Origin of the sequence: Arthrobacter alkaliphilus (genome assembly GCF_021483235.1) — a bacterium.
In the GTDB taxonomy this organism is placed as follows: Bacteria; Actinomycetota; Actinomycetes; order Actinomycetales; family Micrococcaceae; genus Arthrobacter; species Arthrobacter alkaliphilus.
The window spans coordinates 42,281-63,285 of sequence record NZ_JAKEEC010000003.1; the positions used below are offsets into that span (position 1 = coordinate 42,281).

A 21,005-nucleotide genomic window follows, 5' to 3' on the forward strand; every position below is an offset into this window, starting at 1 on the left:
TTTCCATGACCCAGCACGATGTCCACACCACTGCCCGCCTGTACCTTTGCACGGACGCCCGCAAGCAACAGGGCGACTTTGAGCAATTTGTCGATGCCGCGTTCGAGGGCGGAGTGGACATCATCCAGCTGCGTGACAAGACGATCGAAGCGGCTGAGGAACTGGAGCTGCTGGAGATCCTGCAGTCCGTGGCGCACCGCCACGGACGGCTCTGGGCAGTCAATGACCGCGCGGACATAGCGTCCCTGTCCGGCGCACCGGTGTTCCACATCGGCCAAAAGGACCTTCCGCTGCGCTCCGCCCGGAAGCTGCTTCACGACCCCACCATCATCGGGCTCTCCACGCACACTCCGGAACAGATCGACGCTGCCATCGCCGCGTCGCCCGGCCGCAGCGGCCTGGACTACTTCTGCGTCGGGCCGGTGTGGGCCACGCCCACCAAGCCTGGACGTTCCGCCGTCGGGCTTGATCTGGTGAAGTACGCCGCCAATGCGGTGAAGCGTGCGGACGAAGAGACCGTCGGCGGGGTCGTGCTCCCTTGGTTCGCGATCGGCGGCATCGATCTCGGCAACGTGGAGGAAGTGGTCAGGGCCGGCGCGAGCCGCATCGTGGTGGTCCGCGCCATCACCGATGCGGAGGATCCGACGGCGGCGGCACGGGCGCTCCTGGCCGCTTTGGACGCAGCGGCGGCCTAGCGAGACGCCGGGAGGATTTGGAGTTACCCTGACTTTCGTGTCACATCAGCGGATAGCCCCGAACGTCAGTGAGACGTCGAACCAGCTCGCGGCAGCGCTGGCGGCGCTTCGGACTGAACTCGAACTGCCCGCGGGTTATCCGGCTGAAGCGCTGCGCGACGCAGAAGCCGCGGTTTCCAGTCACACGCTTCCGGCACAGGACCTCACGGACGTTCCGTTCATCACGATCGACCCGCCCGCTTCAACCGACCTCGACCAGGCCCTCTTCATTGACCGGGACGGCGACGGTTACCGGGTCCTCTACGCCATCTCCGATGTGCCTTCCTTTGTGCCACCCGGCGGAGCGCTCGACGCCGAGACCCGCCACCGCGGGCAAACGTACTACGCCCCTGACGGCCGCATACCGCTGCACCCCGAGATCATCAGCGAGCACGCCGGAAGCCTCCTGGCTGGCCAGGACTGCGGCGCGTTCGTGTGGGACTTCGAACTCGATGCGGAAGCGGAGTTCCGCAGCGTCTCGGTCCGCCGGGCAACGGTGCGCAGCCGCGCCAAGCTCGACTACAAGGGCGTCCAGTCGGCGATCGATTCCGGCACAGCTGATCCCGTCCTGCAGTTGCTCAAGGAAGTCGGCCTCAAGCGGGTGGAACTCGAGCGCCGCCGCGGCGGAGCGAGCTTGAACATGCCGGAACAGGAAATCGTCCAACTGCCCGACGGCGGTGGCTACAGGATCGTCGCAGCTCCCTCCCTCCCGGTGGAGGACTGGAACGCCCAGATGTCGCTCATGACCGGGATGGCCGCCGCCCGGCTGATGCTCGAGGGCAAAGTCGGAATCCTGCGCACGATGCCCGCCCCCGATGAGCGCTCGCTGCTCCACTTCAAACGGCAGGCCGCGGCACTCGGCAAGCCATGGACCGAGGGCACCAGCTACGGCGAATACCTGCGGACCCTCGACGGCAAGGACCCCCGGCAATTGGCCATCCTCCATTCCGCGGGGCTGCTCTTCCGCGGCGCCGGCTATACGCCTTTCGACGGCGAAGTACCTGGAAGCGTGATGCAGTCCGCCATCGGGGCACCGTATGCCCACACCACGGCCCCGTTGCGCAGGTTGGTCGACCGTTTTGTCCTGGTCATCTGCGAAGCGCTGAGCAATGGAACAGCGATACCCGCATGGGCCCGGGATGCGTTGCCGAGCCTGCCGGAGATCATGGCATCATCCGACCAGCTTGCAGCCAGGATGGAGCGCCTCGCTTTGGACACCGTGGAGGCGGCACTCCTGGTGAACCACATCGGGCAGGAGTTCGACGCCGTGGTCATTTCCGGGTCGAAGCCGGCCAAGAACAACGGAAACGGCAACGGGAACAACATCAACGGCAACGGAAACGGGAACGGAACCTCGCACGGCCCTTACGGGGTCGTCCAGATCGCCGAGCCGGCCGTCACAGCCCGCTGCGATGGCGAAATGGAGTCCGGCACGAAAGTCCGCGTGAAACTGCTTGACGCGCACATTCCCACGCGCCGGGTCACCTTCGAACTGCTCTCCTAACCGCAGCCGTTTACGGGCATAAGGCCGCGATCCGGGATTTATTGCCCCCAGCCGCTAGACTGTGTGAGTAGTAATGGATGCCCGGTCGTTGATTCAGTTAATTTTTTGACATCAACAAGCCCGCCCCTACGCGATCTTGAGATACACCTGCTGGTCCCCAGTGCCAGTATTCAGATAGCCCGCGATCGGCTTCCACTGGATTTGCTTGCGCCCATCCGTGCTCCGGAACGGCCCTGCCACAACCGTTGAGCACGCAGCGCAGCCCAAATGAATAAGGAAACTCCCAGTGAGTGAATTGCACACCCATGAAGTTCTGACAGACGGAACCGAGACGATCGAACCCGAGGAAACCATCTCCTCGGACGAAACACCCCACGAGATCGCAGAGAAGTCCTTCGCCGACTACAACGTCCGCGCCGACATCGTCGAGTCCCTCGCCGACGCCGGAATCACCCACCCCTTCCCCATCCAGGCCATGACCCTCCCGGTGGCCTTGGGTGGTCACGACATCATCGGCCAGGCCAAGACCGGTACCGGAAAGACACTCGGTTTCGGCATTCCCGCGCTGCAGCGCGTAGTGGGGCCCGGCGACGATGGTTTCGACAAGCTTGCCGTCCCCGGCGCCCCCCAGGCCCTGGTGATCGTCCCCACGCGCGAGCTCGCCGTCCAGGTGGCCAACGACCTCCAGACGGCATCCCGCAAGCGCAACGCGCGCATCGCCACGATCTACGGTGGACGCGCCTACGAGCCCCAGATCGAAGCGCTGCAAAAGGGCGTCGAAGTGGTTGTCGGTACTCCCGGCCGCTTGATCGACCTTTACAAGCAGCGCCACTTGAGCCTCAAAAACGTCAAGATCGTGGTTCTCGACGAAGCAGACGAGATGCTCGACCTCGGATTCCTCCCCGATGTGGAGACCCTCATCGCCGCGACGCCGGCGGTGCGCCAGACGCTGCTCTTCTCCGCGACCATGCCCGGCCCGGTTATCGCCATGGCCCGGCGCTACATGACACAGCCCACGCACATCCGGGCGGCGGACCCGAACGACGAAGGCCTGACCAAGCGCGATATCCGCCAGCTCATCTACCGGGCCCACAGCATGGACAAGACTGAAGTGGTGGCCCGCATCCTCCAGTCCCGCGGCCGTGGCCGGACCATCATCTTTACCAAGACCAAACGGACCGCAGCGAAAGTGGCCGAAGAACTGGTGGATCGCGGATTCGCCGCGGCAGCCATCCACGGCGACCTCGGACAGGGTGCCCGTGAACAGGCGCTGCGGGCCTTCCGCAACAACAAGGTCGATGTCCTGGTGGCGACCGACGTCGCGGCCCGCGGTATCGACGTCGAAGATGTCACCCACGTCATCAACTACCAGTGCGTCGAAGACGAGAAGATCTACCTGCACCGCGTCGGCCGCACTGGTCGCGCAGGTAACAAAGGCACTGCCGTGACCTTCGTCGACTGGGACGAAGTTCCCCGTTGGGCGCTGATCAACAAAGCCCTGGGCCTCAACGTCCCCGAGCCCGTTGAAACCTACTCTTCTTCTCCGCACCTGTACACGGACCTCGACATCCCGGAAGGCACCAAGGGCCGCCTGCCCCGGAACCAGCGCACACTGGCGGGCGTCGACGCCGAGGTCCTGGAGGATCTTGGCGAGACCGGCAAGAAGAACTCCCGCTCCGGCGGCGGTTCCGGTCGTGGACGCTCCGGCCGCGACGGCGGTCGTGAGGGCGGGCGCGAGGGCGCACGCCGCCGTCCCAAGTCGGGCGACGCTCCGGCCCGCGACGGCGATGGTGAGGGCGGACGCAACCGCACGCGCCGCCGTCGTACCTCGGAAGGCGAAGCAGCCCCCGCTGAGGCAACGGCCCAGACTGCCGAGCCACAGTCCGGCGAGGGCGCGGACAAGCCGGCCCGCGCACGCCGTTCCCGCACCCGCCGCCGCAACGGCGAAGTGGTGACCTCCTCCGGTGGTTCCACCGAGAGCACTGAGGCTTAACGGCCTCGATGATTGACACTGTTTGGGCGCCGGACGGCGGCAACCTGGTGGTTCACGCGGACAACGCGCTTTTCCTCCCGACGCTGCCGGACGGCGCCTTCACACTGATCTATGTGGACCCGCCCTTCAACACGGGCCGCGTCCAGAGCCGCCAGGAAATGCGCATGGTCCGCAACGCCGAGGGCGAGGGCGACCGCGTCGGCTTCAAGGGACGCTCGTATGACACCATCAAGGGCGCCCTGCACCGTTACGATGACGCGTTCAGCGACTACTGGTCGTTCCTTGAACCCAGGCTTGTGGAAGCCTGGCGCCTCCTCGCGGACGATGGCACCCTGTACCTGCACCTCGACTACCGCGAAGTGCACTACGCCAAGGTCATGCTGGACTCGATCTTCGGCCGGGAGTGTTTCCTGAACGAGATCATCTGGGCCTACGACTATGGCGCACGCGCCAAGAACCGCTGGCCCACGAAGCACGACAATATCCTCGTGTACGTCAAGAACCCCGCCAAGTACCATTTCGACAACGCCGAGGTCGACCGTGAGCCGTACATGGCGCCGGGCCTCGTGACTCCGGCCAAGCGCGAACTGGGAAAGCTCCCAACGGACGTATGGTGGCACACCATCGTCTCCCCGACCGGCAAGGAAAAGACCGGCTACCCCACGCAAAAGCCTGAGGGCCTCGTCCGGCGGATCGTCACCGCATCCAGCAGGCCGGGAGACTGGTGCCTCGACTTCTTTGCCGGCTCGGGAACACTCGGGTCAGTGGCATCCAAGCTCGGGCGCAAGTTTGTGTGCGTGGACCAGAACGCCCCGGCTATCGACGTGATGCGCAGGCGCCTGGAGGGCAAGGCCACTTTCTACCCCAACTAGCGGACCACCGAACTCCCCGTGCCCAGTTCCTCGATACGGGCCAGGACATCGGGGGACGTCAGGTTCTCCCCGAGCACGTTGGGCTTGCCCGTCCCGTGGTAGTCGGACGAACCCGTCATCAACAAGCCATGCTCTGCAGCCAGGCGGCGCAAAAACACCCGGCCTTCCTCGGGATTGTCGCGGTGCTCCACTTCCAGGCCCAGCAGCCCTGCGTCGATCATTTCCAAGTACGTCCGTTCCCCGACCACGCGGCCGCGGGCCGACGCCACCGGATGGGCGAAGACGGGGACCCCGCCCGCAGCCCGGACGAGTTCGACGGCGAGCGCCGGGTCCGGTGCGTAGTGCTGCACGAAATAGCGCGAGTGCGAAGTCAGGATCGCGGTGAACGCCTCGGAGCGGCTCGCTACCGCACCGGCAGCTACAAGGGCGTCCGCGATGTGGGGCCGGCCCACCGTTGCGCCCGGAGCCACATGGTGGATGACATCGTCCCAGCTCAAGGGGTAATCCTCGGCCAGGAGCGTAACCATCCGTTTGGCGCGGGTGAGCCGCGCGTCCTTCGCCTTGGTGATTTCCTCGAGCAGGCCGGGGTGTGCGGGGTCGTGGAGATAACTGAGCAGGTGCACGCTGATCCCCTCCTGCGTGCGGCACGAAATCTCTATCCCCGGCACGAAAGCCATCCCGAGTTCGAGGGCAGCCGCGGAGGCCTGCTCCCAACCGTCGGTGGCGTCATGGTCGGTCAGTGCCACGACATCCAGGCCCGCCGCGGACGCGGAAGCGATCACTCCCGCGGGAGCCTCGGTTCCGTCGGAAACGTTGGAGTGCGCGTGCAGGTCGATCTTCACTTTCCAAGCCTATTTGATCCGAGACAGCTTGGACCGTTTCAGCGTTGGCCTAGTGTCTGCCTTGATGGGACTATGGGACGGTGAACGATGCACAAAACACCCAAAACGGTGAAACCACAGCCTCCCAGCCACTGGAGGAGCGCGTCAACAACCGCTCCCAGCGGCCCACATCCGATGCCTTCAAGGCGTTCATGGCCAGCAACTGGGCGCCCGCGCCGCAGGTGACCCCTGCGCGTGACGCCGTCGCAGACCACGCCGCCGCTCGTCGTCGGGCCATCTCCGACAAGTTCCCGGGCCTGCGCCTCGTCCTGCCGGCCGGCCCCCTCAAGGTCCGCTCGAACGATACCGACTACCGCTTCCGTCCCCACTCCGCATTCGCCCACCTCACCGGTTTGGGCCTGGACCACGAGCCCGACGCCGTGCTGGTCCTGGAACCTGTTGAGGAGGGAACCGGCGACGACGGCGGCAACCACCTCGCGACGCTCTACTTCCGTCCGCTGGCCGGCCGGGACACCGAACAGTTCTACGCCGACTCGCGTTCCGGTGAGTTCTGGATCGGCGCGCGTCCGACCCTCGCCGAATTCGAGGCGCGTCTCGGACTCAGGACAGCGCACATTGACGAACTCGAGATGGCCATCACCAAGAACGTGGGAGCCCCGGAAATCGGCGGCATCTCCATCCGCCTGGTCCGAAAAGTAGACGAGAACATCGACGCCCTCGTGGACACGGCCCGCTACAACACAGCCAAGGATCCGGAGAACCTGGACCTCGGCGAACTTGATGCCTTGGACGAACTGCTCAGCGAGGCGCTCTCCGAGTTGCGCCTGGTCAAGGACGACTGGGAAATCGAGCAGATGAAGATCGCCGTCGCAGCCACGGTGGAGGGGTTCGCCGACGTCGTCCGTGCCCTCCCCCGCGCCATGACCCACCACCGCGGCGAACGCGTCATCGAAGGCGCCTTCTTCGCACGTGCCCGTGAGGATGGCAACGAGCTCGGCTACGACACCATCGCGGCTGCCGGAAACAACGCGACGGTGCTGCACTGGACCCGGAACACGGGCAAGGTCAACGCCGGGGAACTCGTGCTGCTGGACGCGGGGGTGGAGGCGGACTCGCTCTACACAGCCGACGTCACGCGCACCATTCCGGCCAACGGACAGTTCTCGGACGTCCAGCGCAAGGTCTATGAAGCGGTGCTTGACGCCGCCGACGCCGGATTCGCCGCAGCGCAGCCCGGCGTGAAGTTCCGCGACATCCACACCGCCGCGACCACGGTCCTCGCCGAACGCCTTGCCGAGTGGGGCCTGCTGCCCGTCTCCGTGGAGGAGGCCACCAGCGCGGAAGGCCAGCAGCACCGCCGCTGGATGCCGCACGGCACCAGCCATCATCTTGGCCTGGACGTCCATGACTGTGCCCAGGCCAAGCGGGACCTTTACCTGGACGGCGTGCTCACCGAAGGCATGGTCTTCACCATTGAACCCGGGCTCTACTTCAAGGACGAGGACCTCGCCATTCCGGAGGAATACCGCGGAATCGGCGTCCGGATCGAGGACGACATCCTGATGACGGCAGACGGTCCCGTCAACCTCAGCGCCGCGCTCCCGCGCAAGGCCGACGACGTCGAGTCCTGGATGGCGGGCATCTACCAGGAAGCCGAGGCGTAGCGGCCGGCAGGCACTGACGAAACGCGAGAGGAGGGCTACCGGATTGATCCGGTAGCCCTCCTCTTTTGCTTTGGAGACGGCCTGCTGACAGCTACTGCTTGGCCGGATCCTCACCCTTCGCGGCTTCCTCGCCGGTCCCGGGTTCGTTCACTCGGACACCGTACTGCGGGCGGCCGTCCGGGAGGTCCGGGTAGCGGACGCCGGTGGTTGGCCTTGCGGCGGGGGCAGGGCCACCTGCTGCAGGCTGGGCGGCGTCGGCCGTTCCCTGTCCGGCTTCAGGACCACGCTGTCCGTAGGGATCCTGCCAAGACGCCGGGCGCTCGGGAGCCCCACCCTGTGGTGCACCGGGATGAGTCGGCGGGTTTCGGTAGTCATGCGGCGTGTATGCCTGCGGCGGCCGGCCGAAAGCGGCTTCGGAAGGACTCATCGGCAATTGGTGAAGGAGCCTGCGCGCCTCGTGCGATGCCTCAAAGGCGACAATGACGTCATAGTTCGTCGCCACCACCTGGCTGGTGGAGGTGAAGTCCCGCTTCCCGCGCTGGGCAGCATAGGTGACGATCCCGAAGAGCATGAAGAACGCAGCACCCATGAGGACCGACGTCACGATCGAGAAGGGCCCGCCGGCGGGGGTGAAGAACGAAAGCATGACGCCCACGAACAGGCCGAACCACATGCCGCTGAGGGCACCGGACAAAGCGACCCTGGGGTAACTGAGCCGTCCCGTTACCCGCTCGACCATTTTGAGGTCGTTTCCAACGATGGAGACATGCTGGACCGGGAACTGCTGGTCGGCAAGATAATCCACCGCCTTCTGGGCATCAAGATAGGAAGTGTAAGAGCCCACGGTGTCGCCCTTGGGGACGCTGCGGGATTCCTCCGTGGCCTTAGGAGCACCGAAAATGTTCGCCATACCCCCATTCTGTCCCATACAGATGAGAACCGGCTGAAATTCAGCTAAAAGAGAGCAGACTCGGTAGCCTGTAAAGGTGAGCACAAATCCTTCACGCATCTTTGTTGCGCGCTTGCTCGGCCTCGACGTCTTCGATCCCCTGGGTGATCGCCTGGGCCGACTGCGCGACGTCGTGGTGCTGTCGCGCGGACTGCGCGGGGCTCCGCACGTGGTGGGCATCGTCGTCGAAGTTCCGGGCAAGAAGCGCGTCTTCGTTCCCATGACCAGGCTGACTTCCATGGACCAGAGCCAGATCATCTGCACGGGCCTGGTCAATTTGCGGCGCTTCCAGCAACGCGGCGCCGAGCAACTGGTGGTCGGCGAGCTCTTTGACCGCAAGGTGACTCTCAAGGACGGCAGCGGCGACGCCATCATCGAAGACATCGCCATGGACCAGCAGCGCAACGGTGACTGGCTCGTCTCCAAGCTTTTCGTTCGAATGGGCACCTCGACTTCCAGGCTCCGGGGGCTGCGCCGCGGTCACACCCTGCTGGTGGACTGGGCGGACACACTGCAGGGCTCCGAAAACGACCCCCAGGGCGCAAGCCACTTCGTCGCCACGCACGAGGACCTCAAACCCGCCGACTTCGCGGACGCGCTCCAGGAGATGTCGGACAAACGACGGATTGAGGTGGCCAGCGAGCTCCAGGACGAGCGCCTCGCCGATGTGCTCCAGGAATTGCCGGAAGAAGACCAAGTCACGCTGTTGTCCGCTTTGGACAACGAACGCGCAGCCGACGTCCTCGAAGAAATGGACCCGGACGACGCCGCGGACCTGCTGGCGGACCTGCCTTCCGCGAAGGCCGAGGAACTGCTGCTCCTGATGGATCCCGACGAGGCCGACGACGTCCGCAGGCTTCTGCAGTATGACGAAGACACGGCGGGCGGTCTCATGACCCCTGTTCCTGTCATCCTTCCACCGGAAGCCACCGTCGCAGAGGCGCTGGCCCATGTGCGCGGCGAGGAACTCTCCCCCGCCCTGGCCTCGGCCATCTTTATCTGCCGCCCGCCACTGGAAACACCCACAGGCCGATTCCTCGGCGTCGTGCATATCCAGCAGTTGCTCCGCAGCGCCCCGCCCGAGCAGCTGGGCAGCATCGTGGACAAGAACCTGGAGCCGGTTTCCGATCACGCCAGCATCAGCGAGGTCAGCCACATCATGGCCTCCTACAACCTCAACTCCCTCCCCGTCGTGAATAGCGCCGGACGCCTCGTGGGGGCGGTGACTGTTGATGACCTCTTGGACCATTTGCTCCCGGACGACTGGCGAACCCACGACGACGGAGCCCCGATCAGGAAACTAGGAGGCCGAATTGGCTGAGAAGCCCACCAGCGGAGGGCTGGACACCCCGCTCGAGCTGCGCTCCCGCATGCTGCCGAGTTTCAGCAGCGACCCCGATGCCTTTGGCCGCTTTGCCGAGCGCTTCGCCCGTTACATGGGCACAGCGAATTTCCTGTTCTACATGACGATCTTCGTGGTCGTCTGGATAGCGCTCAACGTCATCGGCTTGTTCGGCTTCCAATGGGATCCCTACCCGTTCATCCTTCTCAATCTTTTCTTCTCCACGCAGGCCTCCTACGCGGCGCCCTTGATCCTGCTGGCCCAGAACCGCCAGGACGACCGGGACCGCGTGACCATCGAGCAGGACCGGGCCCGTGACGAGCGCAACCTGGCTGACACCGAATACCTGACGCGCGAGGTCGCGGCTCTTCGCATCGCCCTCCGCGAAGTTGCAACCAGGGACTATGTACGTGCCGAACTCCGTTCGCTGTTGTCAGATCTGCTCGAAGCGCAGGAAGAGTCGGGGCCAAATGGCTCCGGGAGCTCAGGCAACGGCGAAACGGCCAAGGACAAGCGCAACAAACAGCGCAATCCCCCCACTCAGCAGATCCCCAAGGTCCATGCCGGACCTTCGAAAGCAGAGCACGCTGCGCCCGACCTTTCGGCTGTAGGCACTTCGCCGGCGCGCCACTCAAGTCCTCCCGCACAGCCCGAAAGCTGACCACCCGAACATGAGCACACCATCTGTCGAGGCCCTCAACGGTGCCTTGGCAACCGTAATCGATCCCGAGCTGCGCCGGCCCATCACTGAGCTGGGGATGCTGGATTCCGTGGAAGCCAGCGAAGACGGCAAGGTCCGGGTAACGGTGCTGTTGACCATCGCAGGCTGCCCCCTGCGTGAGACCATCACGGCCGATGCCACCGCCGCCCTCACCAAAGTTCGGGGCGTGACCGGCGTCGAAGTCGAGCTCAAGGTCATGACCCAAGCACAGCGCGACGCGCTCAAGGAACAGTTGCGGGGCCCAGGCGGGCAACGCGGCATACCCTTCAACGAACCGGGCTCCCTGACGAAAGTCTTCGCCGTAGCCAGCGGCAAGGGCGGCGTAGGCAAGTCCTCGGTAACGGTCAACCTCGCGTGCGCGCTTGCTGCGCAGGGGCTGCGCGTGGGAATCGTCGACGCCGATGTCCACGGGTTCTCCGTTCCTGCGCTCATGGGAATCACGCAGCAGCCCACCCCGGTGGATGACATGATCCTCCCGCCCGTGGCCTTCGGCGTGAAGGTCATCTCGGTTGGGATGTTCGTCTCCGGGAACAAGGCCGTTGCCTGGCGTGGGCCCATGCTGCACCGTGCCTTGGAGCAATTCCTCACGGATGTCTATTTCGGCGATCTTGACACCCTGTTCCTGGATCTTCCACCGGGCACGGGCGACATCGCGATCTCGGTGGCGCAGTTGCTTCCGAACGCCGAAATCCTCGTGGTGACCACCCCGCAGGCAGCGGCGGCGGATGTTGCCGAGAGGGCCGGAACGATCGCAACGCAGACGGGCCAGAAGCTTGCCGGCGTCGTGGAGAACATGTCCTTCCTCGAGATGCCCGACGGCGGCAGGATGGAATTGTTCGGAAGCGGCGGCGGGCGGGTGCTGGCTGAACGGCTGAGCGCCGCCGTCGGGACCGACGTTCCGCTGCTGGGACAGATCCCCTTGGACATCCGTCTGCGTGAAGGCGGAGACGCTGGGCGCCCGCTGGTGCTGTCGGCTCCGGAGACGGCCGCCGCACAGGCACTTCAAGGCATCGCGGCAAAGCTCCAAGCCAAGCCGCGTGGCCTGGCCGGCATGTCCCTCGGGATCCAGCCGAAATAGCCTACTTAGGTGGCCTCGGAGTCGAAGGGCGCCTTTTCGCCGGCGGAAAGCCGTTCGACAACCCGCGCCGGAGCCTTCGCGGTTGCTACAGCGACAGGCCCGCCCTCGCTGACAGGCTTCGTGTCGTCGTCGAGCAGTGCTTCTTTGATGATCCGGCGCGGATCGTACTGGCGCGGGTCATACTTCTTCCAGTCGACATCATCGATGTCGATGCCGACTTCTTCCTTGATCTGCTCACGCGCTCCGGAAGCCATGCGCCGAAGCTCCTTGACCAGATTGGTCAGTTTCCGCGTGTATTCAGGCAAACGGCTGGGCCCGATCACGATGACGCCGATGATCAGCAGGACGAGAAACTCCGAGCCATTGATTCCAAACACGTATCGAAGGTTACCTTGTCCGTTGGTCCGCTCAGAAACCTGCGAGGCCCGCCAAGGCATGGAGTCCGCGCTGCAGCCGTTCGTCCCAAGTCTCTGTATTGTTTTCGGCGGGCCGGGCAACGACCAGCGAGTCGCCTGCCTTCACAAGCTCCGGCACGGCTCCCGCCGCCTGGCTGGCCGGCACGTCGGAGGAATAACGCAGCACAGCCACCGGCGAGGAGTAGACGGCCTGCCACGGAGCCCCTTGCGTGATCGACAGGTGCGTCCCCGAAGTGCCGCTTCCCTCCAAGTGCTCCTCCACCAGGGTGGCGTGGTGGTCGCCGTCGCTGAGGTGCAGTTCAACGGCAGGGTGCCCATCCTGCATCAGGGCCCGGGCGGAAACCACGTGGTAACCCATGCTTGCCATTTCGGGACATGCCCAGCCGTCCTTCCGTAGTTCGGACAGCTGCTGCTCGTTCAGGCTTACCGTCCCGGCAACGCCAACGGGCAGGCTCAACTGCGAACCTGTCACGGGAAGTTTCTCGCCGGCGTTTCCGGGCACCGTTGAACTGACCAGGGTCCGGACTTCCTGCTCTCCGCGGTCGGAAGCTTGCGGCGCAACTTCGCCACCCAACGCGTACGCTGCGACGGCCAGGATTCCGGCGCTGACGGCAAGGCCGCCCGCCGTCGCGCTGGCGAGCCGGATACCGTGCCACACGCTTCGCTGGGGCACCGTACGCTCGTCAGCATCGGCCTGCGCCAGCCGCTGGGTGTGCTCGATCAGCCTGTTGGTGAAGTCCTGGCTGGCCTCGGGGACGGCGGCACGGCGAAGCCGCTCGAGGTACTGGCGTTCCCGCAGGACCGCGGCATGGCATTCAGAGCATCGCTGCAGATGGCCGGGGGCCCGGCTGTGCCGGATACCTCCCCTGGTCAATCCACTGCGTCGTCCTCTCAGCAGACCCATCGGCGACTACAGGAGGCCGGCGATGCGCGGCATCTTGAGCCGCGGTTTGCGTGCCTGGACCGGACGGGGATCCCGGTGCGCCAGCTTTTCACGCAGCATTGTCCGGCCGCGGTGGATACGGGACCTGACGGTTCCCAGCTTCACGTCCAGCGCTTCGGCAACTTCGTCGTAAGAGAGGCCCTCAAGGTCGCAAAGCACGACGGCGGCGCGAAAGTCCGGGGGCAGTTCTTCCAGTGCGCGCTGGACATCGAGATCGAGGTTGTTCAGCTCGAAGGTCTGTTCGGGTCCGGGTTCATGCCCGGGCAGCCGGGATTCTGCATCCTCGGCCAAAGCGTCGAAGCGGATGCGGCTCTTCCGACGGGCCTGGTCAAGGAAGAGGTTGGTGGTGATGCGGTGCAGCCACCCGTCCAGTGTGCCTGGCTTGAAGTTTTCGAGCGAACGGAAGACCCTGACGAAGACCTCCTGGGTGAGATCCTCGGCGTCGAACTTGTTTCCAGTGAGCCGGTACGCAAGGCGGAAGACCTTGGCGGAGTGGTTCTCAACCACTTCTTCCCAGCTTGGCCTGACCCATTCTTCCGCCGGCGGGGCCGTGTCGATGGAACTCAGGACTGCTGCCGTTGCCTGGACTGGCGCAGCTTTTGATGCCCGCATCGTCCGCTCCCCTCAAACTGTTTGTCATCCTGCCGGTCACTCAGGAATTCGTTGCCGGCCGTCACTTGGATGGCTGGATATACATCATCCCAGTGTTCCCTGAGATTTTGCTGATCGCGGGCAGTCTTTTCCCGCAGAGCGAACATCGTCCGGAGCGGGCCGGGAAGACACAAAATCAGGGGCCCGCAGGCGTCCGGGCTGGGCGGCCCGTAACCAGTAGTCTGGAAGCAATACCCCTCTGTCTGGAAAGCGAACCCCATGAGTGCCGACAAGTCAACCAGCTGGTCCTACGCAGAAGATCTGCCTGCCGAGGACGACGTGTTGCTTCGCGCCCGTGAACGCTCCTTCGAGCTGGGTGTCACTCCTGTGAGCCCGGGTGTGGGCGCAGTGCTCACGGTCCTGGCGGCGGCGTCGAAAGCCCAGACAGTCGTCGAGGTCGGGTCGGGGGCAGGCGTCTCCGGTGTGTGCCTGCTGCGTGGCCTCAGCCCGCAGGCCGTCCTGACCACCATCGACGTCGACGTCGAGCATCTCAAGGCCGCCCGCGAGGCATTCCTTGAATCCGGCAGCCCGGCGAACCGCACGCGGACCATTTCCGGCCGGGCGGCCGACGTTTTGCCGCGCCTCACCGACTCCGCTTACGACCTTGTGTTCATCGACGCCGACAAACCGAACTTTCCCGGTTACGTCGAGCAAGCCATCCGGTTGCTCAAGTCGGGCGGAACGCTGGTCATCAATGACGCGCTGGACAAGGACAGGGTTTCCAACCCGGCTGCCAGGGACAGCACCACCGTGGTATTGCGCCAGATCGGCAAGGCCATCCGCGACGACGAAAGGCTCTCCTCTGCGATGCTTCCCACCGGCGACGGCTTGCTGGTAGCGGTCAAGAAGTAGCCCGCAGCCAGCTTTCAGGCTTAAACATGAAAGCAGGGCTCCGGCTCTCTGCCGGGCCCTGCCCAGTGAATCTATTCGGTAACGCCTACCAGGCATTCCTTGAGGTTTGCCGCCTCCGCTGCGTTGAGCTCGACCACCAGCCGTCCTCCGCCTTCGAGCGGCACACGCATGATCAGGCTGCGGCCCTCTTTGGTTACTTCCATAGGGCCGTCGCCAGTACGTGGTTTCATAGCCGCCATTAGGAAAATCCCCTCCAGTTGTCCCATCCCGCCAACCCGGCCGGGCTGGCTCCGCGTGGAATGTACGGCGTCGACAGTCATCACAGTTCGGTCGTCGTCGCCTGGCACCCAAGAGTGCCTTCGTCCTTGCTTGTGTCCATTATCTCGTAATTACCCGCCCGTAGCTAATTGATGGACTTTTCCCGGGTGGCCGTGATCGCGCTTGAACAGGCGAAACGGAGCGTGCGCATCAGGGAGGGTAGTCCCCGCCGCCGGGCAACGGGGCCCAGGCCCACAGCCAGACGATCCACACGATCTGGAGAAGGAAGAACATGACCAACACCGTGCCGCGGTAGGCCTTCGAGCGGGACAACCAGGCTGCGCTGAGTGCCAAGGGGAACAAGGGCAAGAGCATCCGGAATGTGCTCGTCTGGGGGTGCAGGAAGACCAGAAGGTACCCCATGTAGCAGGTGCACCAGAGCCTCAGCTCGGTTCCCAGTGCCCGGACGGGTTTACTGAACATCAACAACGCAAAGAGCGCAACGAAGACAAACGGCGCCAGAATACCGAGTACCGGGCCGAAGAGCATTTGGCCGGTCTCAAACCATGGCTTGAACGGAACGAGATCGTCCCCGCGCCACACAGTTTCCGTCTTGGTGTAAGCAAACGGATCCCCGGTGGCTGCCCACGCGATGGCTGGCCAGGCGAGGGCCCCTGCCACGCTGGCTGCACCTAGCGCGGCCAGCGATCCAAGCTCCCGGAGACTGGGAATCGGCTCGGCGCCGGCCACAGCGTCCGGCACTGATGAACGGCGTCCGAACCTCTTCCACAACTGGTGGAGCAGGAGCAGGCCCGCCATGGCCGCGAAGGGCACACCGGTGGGCCGCGACAGGCTCATGAGCAGGACCACGGGTATCGCCACAAGGTACTTGCGCCGCACCAGCAGCAGAAGCGAGCCCGCCAGGAGCAAGGTATTGAGCGACTCCGCGTAGGGGACCTGCAGGATCGCCGAGACGGGGAACATGGAGAAGAAGGCCAGCGCCCACAGGGCCGTGGTTCTCCCGGCGAATTCCCGGAACAGCGCGTAGACCACCAGGGCCGCAGCCAGTCCGGCCACCATGGCGATGACCGTCAGGGCCGGAAGCGTCGCCAGTCCGGTGAGCGCACCGAGGGCCTTGGCGAGGTACGGAAGAAGCGGATAGAACGCCCAGGAATTTTCCGCGACTCCGCCGTTCGCGTTGACCGGCAAAACAGACGGATAACCGTTGTCCGCGGCTTCGGCGTACCAGCGCCCGTCCCAGATCGTGATGAAGTTCCAGTAATCAGGAGCTGGCGGAAACCAAGGATTGGGTCCCTGCTGCAACGCTGCGGCCATGAAGATACAAGCGCTGACAAGCCTCGAGGCGATGTAGACGAGGGAGACCTGAAGCCACCACGGCCAGCCTGCGGCGCGGGCTCCCGCGCGGCGCAGGTTTCTGCCCAGTGATCCCGCCGGGGACCGTGATTCGACGGACGGGGTCACTCTGTTGTTTCTTCCTGGTTCCCGGCTGCTTCCAAGGCCATTTTCAGCCGTTCGATTTCCTTCTCCTGCGAGGTCAGCTGATCCCGCAGCTCATCGAGGACCTCGTCCACCTGGTCCATCCGGTAACCACGCAGCCCAAGGGCAAAGCGCACCCGGTCGACGTCGGACGCCTTGGCTCCTGCCGGTAACAGGACCGGCGGCAGGTTCGGGACCGGCTCATCCATGCCGGCGCCGGAGTCGCGGCTGGATCTCGCCATGCCGGCGCCGAGGAACAACACGGCACCGATAACGACAATCGCGAGAAACACCAGAAAAAAGCTCACAAGCACCATCGTGCCAGACTCAGCTGGGAGCTCCGTGCGGGCGGGGGCTACTCCGGCCGCTGGTCGCCGTTGGTCGAGGGTGGCCGCGGAATTCCGTGCAGGACGCGGTGAACGGCGTCCGCCGGATCGTCCACAAGCTGAATGAGGTCCAGGTCCTTCGCGGAAACCATGCCTTCTGCCACCAGGGTCCCTTTGATCCACTCAATCATCGGGCTCCAGAAATCGACGCCCAGAAGCACGATGGGGAACGACGTCACCTTGCGGGTCTGCACGAGGACCATGGCTTCAAACAGTTCATCCAAGGTTCCCAAACCGCCCGGCAGGACGATGAATCCTTGCGCGTATTTGACGAACATCGTCTTGCGGGCGAAGAAATACCTGAAATTGATGCCAAGGTCCACCCAGCGGTTGAGGCCTTGTTCAAAGGGCAGCTCGATTCCCAGCCCCACGGAAACGCCGTTGCCTTCCACGGCTCCCCTGTTGGCGGCTTCCATGGATCCCGGGCCGCCGCCGGTAATGACGGCGACTCCCGCTTCGGCGAGGCGGCGGCCTACCTGCACGCCCATGTCGTAGTAGCCGGTGCCCGGTTTGGTGCGGGCGGAGCCGAAGACACTGACGGCGGGGCCCAGCTCGGCGAGCGCACCGAACCCTTCAACGAATTCGCTCTGGATCCGCAGGACCCGCCAGGGGTCGGTGTGGATGAAGTGGTCAGCTCCCTTGGTGTCCAGGAGTCGCTGGTCCGACATCGGCACGGCGGCCTGTTTGCGGCGAAGCTCCAAGGGTCCCTTATGCTTGGCGGGCGCCTCTGCGGCTACGGCCGGAGCTGATGCTGCCGATCCGTTGCTCATCGCCTTGCCATTGGCGTCTGGACTAGGAACTTGGGGCTGGCTGGTACTCATTGACCTAGGCTAGCGCGGATGGGAGCTGCATCCGTCCTGGCGTGCCCCTGTTCTTTGCGGTGTTGGGTTTCCCACCACTACTTGCTGTCAGATTCCTGCAAAACAGGTATCTGTTGAATCACGATCCACGGAACTTAGTGTGAGCTGGCGCATCTTGAAACATTTCTTCGCTAGATTCATCACATGACTATTCAAGCCGCCAGCGATGCCCTCGTCGCCCTGAATGGCGTCAACAAGCACTTTGGTCAACTGCATGTCCTGAAGGACATCAATCTCCAAGTGAAAAAGGGTGAGGTCGTGGTTGTCATCGGGCCGTCCGGCTCGGGCAAATCCACGCTGTGCCGCGCCATCAACCGTTTGGAAACCATCGAGACAGGCGAGATCTCGATCGATGGTAAGAAGCTCCCCGAAGAGGGCAAGGAACTTGCTACCCTCCGGGCCGACGTCGGCATGGTCTTCCAATCCTTCAACCTCTTCGCCCACAAGACGATTCTCGAAAACGTCACGCTGGGACCGATCAAGGTGAAGAAACAGGACAAAGCAACCGCGGAAAAGGACGCCATGGCGTTGTTGGAGCGGGTCGGCGTCGGGCAGCAGGCTCAGAAGATGCCGGCACAGCTGTCCGGTGGCCAACAACAGCGTGTGGCAATTGCCCGGGCGCTTGCGATGAAGCCGAAAGTCATGCTCTTTGACGAGCCCACCTCGGCACTTGATCCGGAGATGATCAACGAGGTCCTGGACGTCATGGTCCAGCTTGCCAAGGAAGGCATGACCATGATTGTGGTCACCCACGAGATGGGCTTTGCGCGCAAAGCCGCCGACCGCGTTGTCTTCATGGCCGACGGGCAGATCGTGGAAGACGCCAAGCCCGAGGAGTTCTTCACCAATCCCCAGAGCAACCGCGCCAAGGACTTCCTCTCCAAACTCCTGACGCACTGACGCATTCCGCACCCAGGCCGCAGAGGTGGCCGCACAATGAAAGGAACATCATGAAGGCTTTTATCACCAAGAGGAAATCCCTCCTGGTCGCCGCAAGCGCGGCGCTCGCTCTCTCTCTGAGCGCATGCGGCGGCGGTGGCGGTTCCACTTCCGCGCCAAGCACCGATGCCGGGGCGTTCACGGTGGCTCAAAACGTGTCCATTTCGGGAAGCCCCACGTTTGACACGATCAAGTCGAACGGAAAAATCCGGATCGGCGTCAAGCAGGACCAGCCCGGCCTGGGCTTCAAGGATGCCGCGACCGGCGAGTACAGCGGTTTTGACATCCAGATTGCCCAGTGGATCGCGGCATCCCTCGGATTCTCGAAGGACAAGATCGAGTACAAGCCCATTCCTTCTGCCAACCGCGAGTCCTCCATTACCAATGGCGACATCGACTACTACGTCGGGACTTACTCCATCACCGACAAGCGCAAGCAGCAGATCGATTTCGCGGGTCCCTACTTCGTGACGGGTCAAGGCCTTCTGGTCAAGAAGAGCAACACGACCATCAACAGCGAAAAGGACCTGAGCGGAAAGAACGTCTGTTCAGCCACGGGCTCAACCCCGATCCAGAACATCAAGGCAAACTTCCCCGGCACCAAGACCACTGAGTTCGACACGTACTCGCAGTGTGTCGAGGCCCTCAAGAGCGGCCAGGTCGACGCCGTGACCACCGACCAGGCAATCCTGATCGGCTACGCGTCCCAGGACACCGACAACCTCAAGGTGGTCGGGCAGCCGTTCACCACTGAGAAGTACGGCGTGGGTCTGAAGAAGGGCGACACCGCTCTCCGCAAGTTCATCAACAAGATGTTCACCGACGGCGGCTCGGTGTGGCAGAAGATCTACGACTCCACACTGGGACAGTCGGGCACCAAGGTCACCCAGCCCGCAGTGGACAACTACTAAACCAATGTTGTGGGGGCGGCCCTGGGCCGCCCCCACCAACATCGGCCTGAAAGCGACCATTCAGTGAATACGCTGTTGAATAATTCGGACCTGTTCATCACAGGGTTCCGGAACACCATCATCCTTTTCATCGTTGCCGGAATCGGCTCGCTGATCCTGGGTACCATCGTGGCGGCGCTGCGTGTCTCCCCGATCCCCGCGATGCGCGCTGCGGCCACTTTGTACATCAACGTCGTGCGGAACACCCCGTTGACGTTGGTTCTGTTCTTTTTCGCCCTGGGCTACCCCAAGCTCGGCCTGGTGGAAATTGATTTCATGACCGCCGCAGCAGTCGGCCTCACCCTGTACACCGCGACGTATGTTGCCGAAGCCGTGCGTTCCGGCATCAACACCGTGCCTGTTGGACAGGCCGAAGCCGCGCGGGCCATCGGCCTGCCGTTCGCGCAAACCCTGACGCTAGTGATACTCCCCCAGGCATTCCGCGCGGTCATCCCGCCCATGTTCAGCGTGTTCATTGCGTTGCTCAAGAACACGACCGTGGCGGCGGGCTTCTCGGTCCCTGAGGCCGGATCCATCCGAGCGAATCTTTCGGAGCGCGGTGAGCCCCAGATGGCCGGGCTGCTGTGGGTCGCACTGATCTTCGTTCTGCTCGTTTTCATGCTTTCCTACGCTCAGCGGAAGCTTGAAAAGAAATGGAAGGTGGTCCGATGAGCTCGGTCCTTTTTGACGCCCCGGGCCCGAAGGCCCGCTCACGCTACCGGATCCTCGGCGTCGTAACCGCCCTGGTCATTATCGCCATCGTCGGCTTCATCGTCCTTCGTTTCGCCCAAAGCGGTCAGTTCGACGAGAAGAAGTGGCATCTGTTCACCTTCCCGCTGGTCCAGCAGACCATCCTGCAATCAGTGGGCGCCACGCTTTCGGCCTTTGCCACCGCAGCAGTGCTTAGCTTGGTGCTTGGCGTCTTCCTGGCCTTCGGGCGGCTCTCCGACCGCCGGTGGATCAGCCTGCCCTGCTACGGATTCACGGAGCTTTTCCGTGCCATTCCGCTGCTGATCCTGATGATGATCTTCTACTACGGGCTCCCTCCGCTCGGCGTCCAGGGAATCACGCCCTTCACGGCAGTCGTTGCGGGCTTGGTGCTCTACAACGGCTCGGTGCTCGCGGAAGTATTCCGGGCCGGCATCGAATCGCTCCCCCGCGGCCAGAGCGAAGCCGGCTATGCGATCGGCCTGCCGAAGAGCGCGGTCATGACAAACATCCTGCTGCCGCAGGCGGTCCGTTCAATGCTCCCGGTGATCATTTCCCAGCTTGTGGTCATCCTCAAGGACACCGCATTGGGCTTCATCGTGACCTACAACGAGATCCTGTTCCAGGCGAAGTACTTCGGAAGCCAAGCCCAGTACGGCGCGCCAATCATCCCTTCTGCGATCATCGCCGCGGTCCTGTACGTCGGAATGTGCCTGATCCTGGCCGGTATCGCCAAGTGGCTTGAAGGCAGGATGCGCCGGAGCGTCAAAGTGGTGAAGGTGGCCAAGTCCGAGATTGTCGATATCGAGGGCTAGCCGCAAGATCTCCGAAGTCGTGGGGGTGGGG

The 21,005-nt window shown here is 63.8% G+C and carries 22 protein-coding genes; 13 read left to right on the forward strand and 9 right to left on the reverse strand.

Features of this window, described 5'->3' with window-relative positions:
• The first annotated feature begins 5 nt into the window (after positions 1 to 5).
• From thiE to L0B83_RS03610, 4 genes are all read left to right on the forward strand, one after another.
• The gene (thiE, locus tag L0B83_RS03595) at positions 6 to 695 is read left to right on the forward strand and encodes a thiamine phosphate synthase (RefSeq protein WP_234757047.1); all 690 of its coding nucleotides are present in this window, start codon (positions 6 to 8) and stop codon (positions 693 to 695) included.
• A gap of 37 nt (positions 696 to 732) precedes the next feature.
• Positions 733 to 2,238 (forward strand): RNB domain-containing ribonuclease, encoded by a 1,506-nt coding sequence (locus L0B83_RS03600; RefSeq protein ID WP_234757048.1) that lies wholly within the window; start codon positions 733 to 735, stop codon positions 2,236 to 2,238.
• A 286-nt stretch (positions 2,239 to 2,524) separates the two neighbouring features.
• Positions 2,525 to 4,231 (forward strand): DEAD/DEAH box helicase, encoded by a 1,707-nt coding sequence (locus L0B83_RS03605; RefSeq protein ID WP_234757049.1) that lies wholly within the window; start codon positions 2,525 to 2,527, stop codon positions 4,229 to 4,231.
• 8 nt (positions 4,232 to 4,239) lie between these two features.
• On the forward strand, positions 4,240 to 5,103 hold the full coding sequence (locus L0B83_RS03610) for a DNA-methyltransferase (protein WP_234757050.1): 864 nt from the start codon (positions 4,240 to 4,242) through the stop codon (positions 5,101 to 5,103).
• Here L0B83_RS03610 and L0B83_RS03615 read toward each other — a convergent pair.
• Positions 5,100 to 5,945: a PHP domain-containing protein gene (locus tag L0B83_RS03615; RefSeq protein ID WP_234757051.1), complete on the reverse strand. Its 846-nt coding sequence runs from the start codon at positions 5,943 to 5,945 to the stop codon at positions 5,100 to 5,102. The genes L0B83_RS03610 and L0B83_RS03615 overlap by 4 nt on opposite strands.
• An 80-nt stretch (positions 5,946 to 6,025) precedes the next feature.
• On the opposite strand from L0B83_RS03615, the gene L0B83_RS03620 reads away from it, so the two are divergent.
• Positions 6,026 to 7,609 carry an aminopeptidase P family protein gene (locus L0B83_RS03620; RefSeq protein WP_234757052.1) on the forward strand — a complete coding sequence of 528 codons (1,584 nt, stop codon included), beginning with the start codon at positions 6,026 to 6,028 and terminating at the stop codon, positions 7,607 to 7,609.
• A gap of 91 nt (positions 7,610 to 7,700) precedes the next feature.
• Here the strand turns inward: L0B83_RS03620 and L0B83_RS03625 are convergent, their stop codons facing one another.
• Positions 7,701 to 8,519 (reverse strand): YflT domain-containing protein, encoded by an 819-nt coding sequence (locus L0B83_RS03625; protein ID WP_234757053.1) that lies wholly within the window; start codon positions 8,517 to 8,519, stop codon positions 7,701 to 7,703.
• Between the two features lie 76 nt (positions 8,520 to 8,595).
• On the opposite strand from L0B83_RS03625, the gene L0B83_RS03630 reads away from it, so the two are divergent.
• The 3 genes from L0B83_RS03630 to L0B83_RS03640 are packed head-to-tail and all read left to right on the forward strand — an operon-like array spanning position 8,596 to position 11,699.
• On the forward strand, positions 8,596 to 9,879 hold the full coding sequence (locus tag L0B83_RS03630; RefSeq protein WP_234757054.1) for a magnesium transporter MgtE N-terminal domain-containing protein: 1,284 nt from the start codon (positions 8,596 to 8,598) through the stop codon (positions 9,877 to 9,879).
• 49 nt (positions 9,880 to 9,928) lie between these two features.
• Positions 9,929 to 10,561: a DUF1003 domain-containing protein gene (locus L0B83_RS03635; protein WP_234757208.1), complete on the forward strand. Its 633-nt coding sequence runs from the start codon at positions 9,929 to 9,931 to the stop codon at positions 10,559 to 10,561.
• Positions 10,562 to 10,571: 10 nt separating this feature from the next.
• The gene (locus tag L0B83_RS03640; RefSeq protein ID WP_234757055.1) at positions 10,572 to 11,699 is read left to right on the forward strand and encodes an Mrp/NBP35 family ATP-binding protein; all 1,128 of its coding nucleotides are present in this window, start codon (positions 10,572 to 10,574) and stop codon (positions 11,697 to 11,699) included.
• A 5-nt stretch (positions 11,700 to 11,704) separates the two neighbouring features.
• Here L0B83_RS03640 and L0B83_RS03645 read toward each other — a convergent pair whose 3' ends face one another.
• From L0B83_RS03645 to sigE, 3 genes are read right to left on the reverse strand one after another with little or no spacing between them, the layout of a single operon-like run.
• The gene (locus tag L0B83_RS03645; protein WP_234757056.1) at positions 11,705 to 12,076 is read right to left on the reverse strand and encodes a twin-arginine translocase TatA/TatE family subunit; all 372 of its coding nucleotides are present in this window, start codon (positions 12,074 to 12,076) and stop codon (positions 11,705 to 11,707) included.
• Positions 12,077 to 12,107: 31 nt separating this feature from the next.
• Complete coding sequence (locus tag L0B83_RS03650; protein ID WP_234757057.1) at positions 12,108 to 12,989, reverse strand: hypothetical protein; 882 nt, start codon at positions 12,987 to 12,989, stop codon at positions 12,108 to 12,110.
• 36 nt (positions 12,990 to 13,025) lie between these two features.
• Positions 13,026 to 13,670, reverse strand: a complete 645-nt coding sequence (gene sigE, locus L0B83_RS03655; protein WP_234757058.1) for an RNA polymerase sigma factor SigE — start codon at positions 13,668 to 13,670, stop codon at positions 13,026 to 13,028.
• Positions 13,671 to 13,928: 258 nt separating this feature from the next.
• On the opposite strand from sigE, the gene L0B83_RS03660 reads away from it, so the two are divergent.
• Positions 13,929 to 14,561, forward strand: coding sequence for an O-methyltransferase (locus L0B83_RS03660; RefSeq protein ID WP_234757059.1), 633 nt, complete (start codon positions 13,929 to 13,931; stop codon positions 14,559 to 14,561).
• Between the two features lie 71 nt (positions 14,562 to 14,632).
• Here the strand turns inward: L0B83_RS03660 and L0B83_RS03665 are convergent, their stop codons facing one another.
• The 4 genes from L0B83_RS03665 to L0B83_RS03680 all read right to left on the reverse strand — a co-directional run bounded on the left by L0B83_RS03665 (position 14,633) and on the right by L0B83_RS03680 (position 17,472).
• Positions 14,633 to 14,800: a DUF3117 domain-containing protein gene (locus L0B83_RS03665; RefSeq protein WP_009357720.1), complete on the reverse strand. Its 168-nt coding sequence runs from the start codon at positions 14,798 to 14,800 to the stop codon at positions 14,633 to 14,635.
• Positions 14,801 to 15,029: 229 nt separating this feature from the next.
• The gene (locus L0B83_RS03670; RefSeq protein ID WP_372461133.1) at positions 15,030 to 16,301 is read right to left on the reverse strand and encodes a putative hexosyltransferase; all 1,272 of its coding nucleotides are present in this window, start codon (positions 16,299 to 16,301) and stop codon (positions 15,030 to 15,032) included.
• Positions 16,298 to 16,633, reverse strand: coding sequence for a DivIVA domain-containing protein (locus L0B83_RS03675; RefSeq protein ID WP_234757060.1), 336 nt, complete (start codon positions 16,631 to 16,633; stop codon positions 16,298 to 16,300). Before L0B83_RS03675 ends, L0B83_RS03670 begins: the two co-directional genes overlap by 4 nt.
• Before the next feature lie 38 nt (positions 16,634 to 16,671).
• Positions 16,672 to 17,472 (reverse strand): LOG family protein, encoded by an 801-nt coding sequence (locus L0B83_RS03680; protein ID WP_234757210.1) that lies wholly within the window; start codon positions 17,470 to 17,472, stop codon positions 16,672 to 16,674.
• A 234-nt stretch (positions 17,473 to 17,706) separates the two neighbouring features.
• Between L0B83_RS03680 and L0B83_RS03685 the strand changes: the two genes are divergently transcribed.
• The 4 genes from L0B83_RS03685 to L0B83_RS03700 all read left to right on the forward strand — a co-directional run bounded on the left by L0B83_RS03685 (position 17,707) and on the right by L0B83_RS03700 (position 20,974).
• Positions 17,707 to 18,462 (forward strand): amino acid ABC transporter ATP-binding protein, encoded by a 756-nt coding sequence (locus tag L0B83_RS03685; protein ID WP_234757061.1) that lies wholly within the window; start codon positions 17,707 to 17,709, stop codon positions 18,460 to 18,462.
• A 50-nt stretch (positions 18,463 to 18,512) separates the two neighbouring features.
• A complete protein-coding gene (locus L0B83_RS03690) occupies positions 18,513 to 19,412 on the forward strand; it encodes a glutamate ABC transporter substrate-binding protein (RefSeq protein ID WP_234757062.1) in 900 nt (299 codons plus the stop codon).
• A 63-nt stretch (positions 19,413 to 19,475) separates the two neighbouring features.
• A complete protein-coding gene (locus tag L0B83_RS03695; RefSeq protein ID WP_234757063.1) occupies positions 19,476 to 20,123 on the forward strand; it encodes an amino acid ABC transporter permease in 648 nt (215 codons plus the stop codon).
• The gene (locus tag L0B83_RS03700; RefSeq protein WP_234757064.1) at positions 20,120 to 20,974 is read left to right on the forward strand and encodes an amino acid ABC transporter permease; all 855 of its coding nucleotides are present in this window, start codon (positions 20,120 to 20,122) and stop codon (positions 20,972 to 20,974) included. Before L0B83_RS03695 ends, L0B83_RS03700 begins: the two co-directional genes overlap by 4 nt.
• Positions 20,975 to 21,005: the final 31 nt, after the last annotated feature.

What these genes read in the sequence shown, in the direction of transcription:
- thiE (WP_234757047.1), top strand. Translation starts at nt 6, where the DNA reads ATGACCCAGCACGATGTCCACACCACTGCCCGCCTGTACCTTTGCACG.
- L0B83_RS03610 (WP_234757050.1), top strand. Translation starts at nt 4,240, where the DNA reads ATGATTGACACTGTTTGGGCGCCGGACGGCGGCAACCTGGTGGTTCAC.
- L0B83_RS03625 (WP_234757053.1), bottom strand. Translation starts at nt 8,519, where the DNA reads ATGGCGAACATTTTCGGTGCTCCTAAGGCCACGGAGGAATCCCGCAGC.
- L0B83_RS03635 (WP_234757208.1), top strand. Translation starts at nt 9,929, where the DNA reads ATGCTGCCGAGTTTCAGCAGCGACCCCGATGCCTTTGGCCGCTTTGCC.
- L0B83_RS03640 (WP_234757055.1), top strand. Translation starts at nt 10,572, where the DNA reads ATGAGCACACCATCTGTCGAGGCCCTCAACGGTGCCTTGGCAACCGTA.
- sigE (WP_234757058.1), bottom strand. Translation starts at nt 13,670, where the DNA reads ATGCGGGCATCAAAAGCTGCGCCAGTCCAGGCAACGGCAGCAGTCCTG.
- L0B83_RS03660 (WP_234757059.1), top strand. Translation starts at nt 13,929, where the DNA reads ATGAGTGCCGACAAGTCAACCAGCTGGTCCTACGCAGAAGATCTGCCT.
- L0B83_RS03665 (WP_009357720.1), bottom strand. Translation starts at nt 14,800, where the DNA reads ATGGCGGCTATGAAACCACGTACTGGCGACGGCCCTATGGAAGTAACC.
- L0B83_RS03675 (WP_234757060.1), bottom strand. Translation starts at nt 16,633, where the DNA reads ATGGTGCTTGTGAGCTTTTTTCTGGTGTTTCTCGCGATTGTCGTTATC.
- L0B83_RS03680 (WP_234757210.1), bottom strand. Translation starts at nt 17,472, where the DNA reads ATGAGCAACGGATCGGCAGCATCAGCTCCGGCCGTAGCCGCAGAGGCG.
- L0B83_RS03685 (WP_234757061.1), top strand. Translation starts at nt 17,707, where the DNA reads ATGACTATTCAAGCCGCCAGCGATGCCCTCGTCGCCCTGAATGGCGTC.
- L0B83_RS03690 (WP_234757062.1), top strand. Translation starts at nt 18,513, where the DNA reads ATGAAGGCTTTTATCACCAAGAGGAAATCCCTCCTGGTCGCCGCAAGC.
- L0B83_RS03700 (WP_234757064.1), top strand. Translation starts at nt 20,120, where the DNA reads ATGAGCTCGGTCCTTTTTGACGCCCCGGGCCCGAAGGCCCGCTCACGC.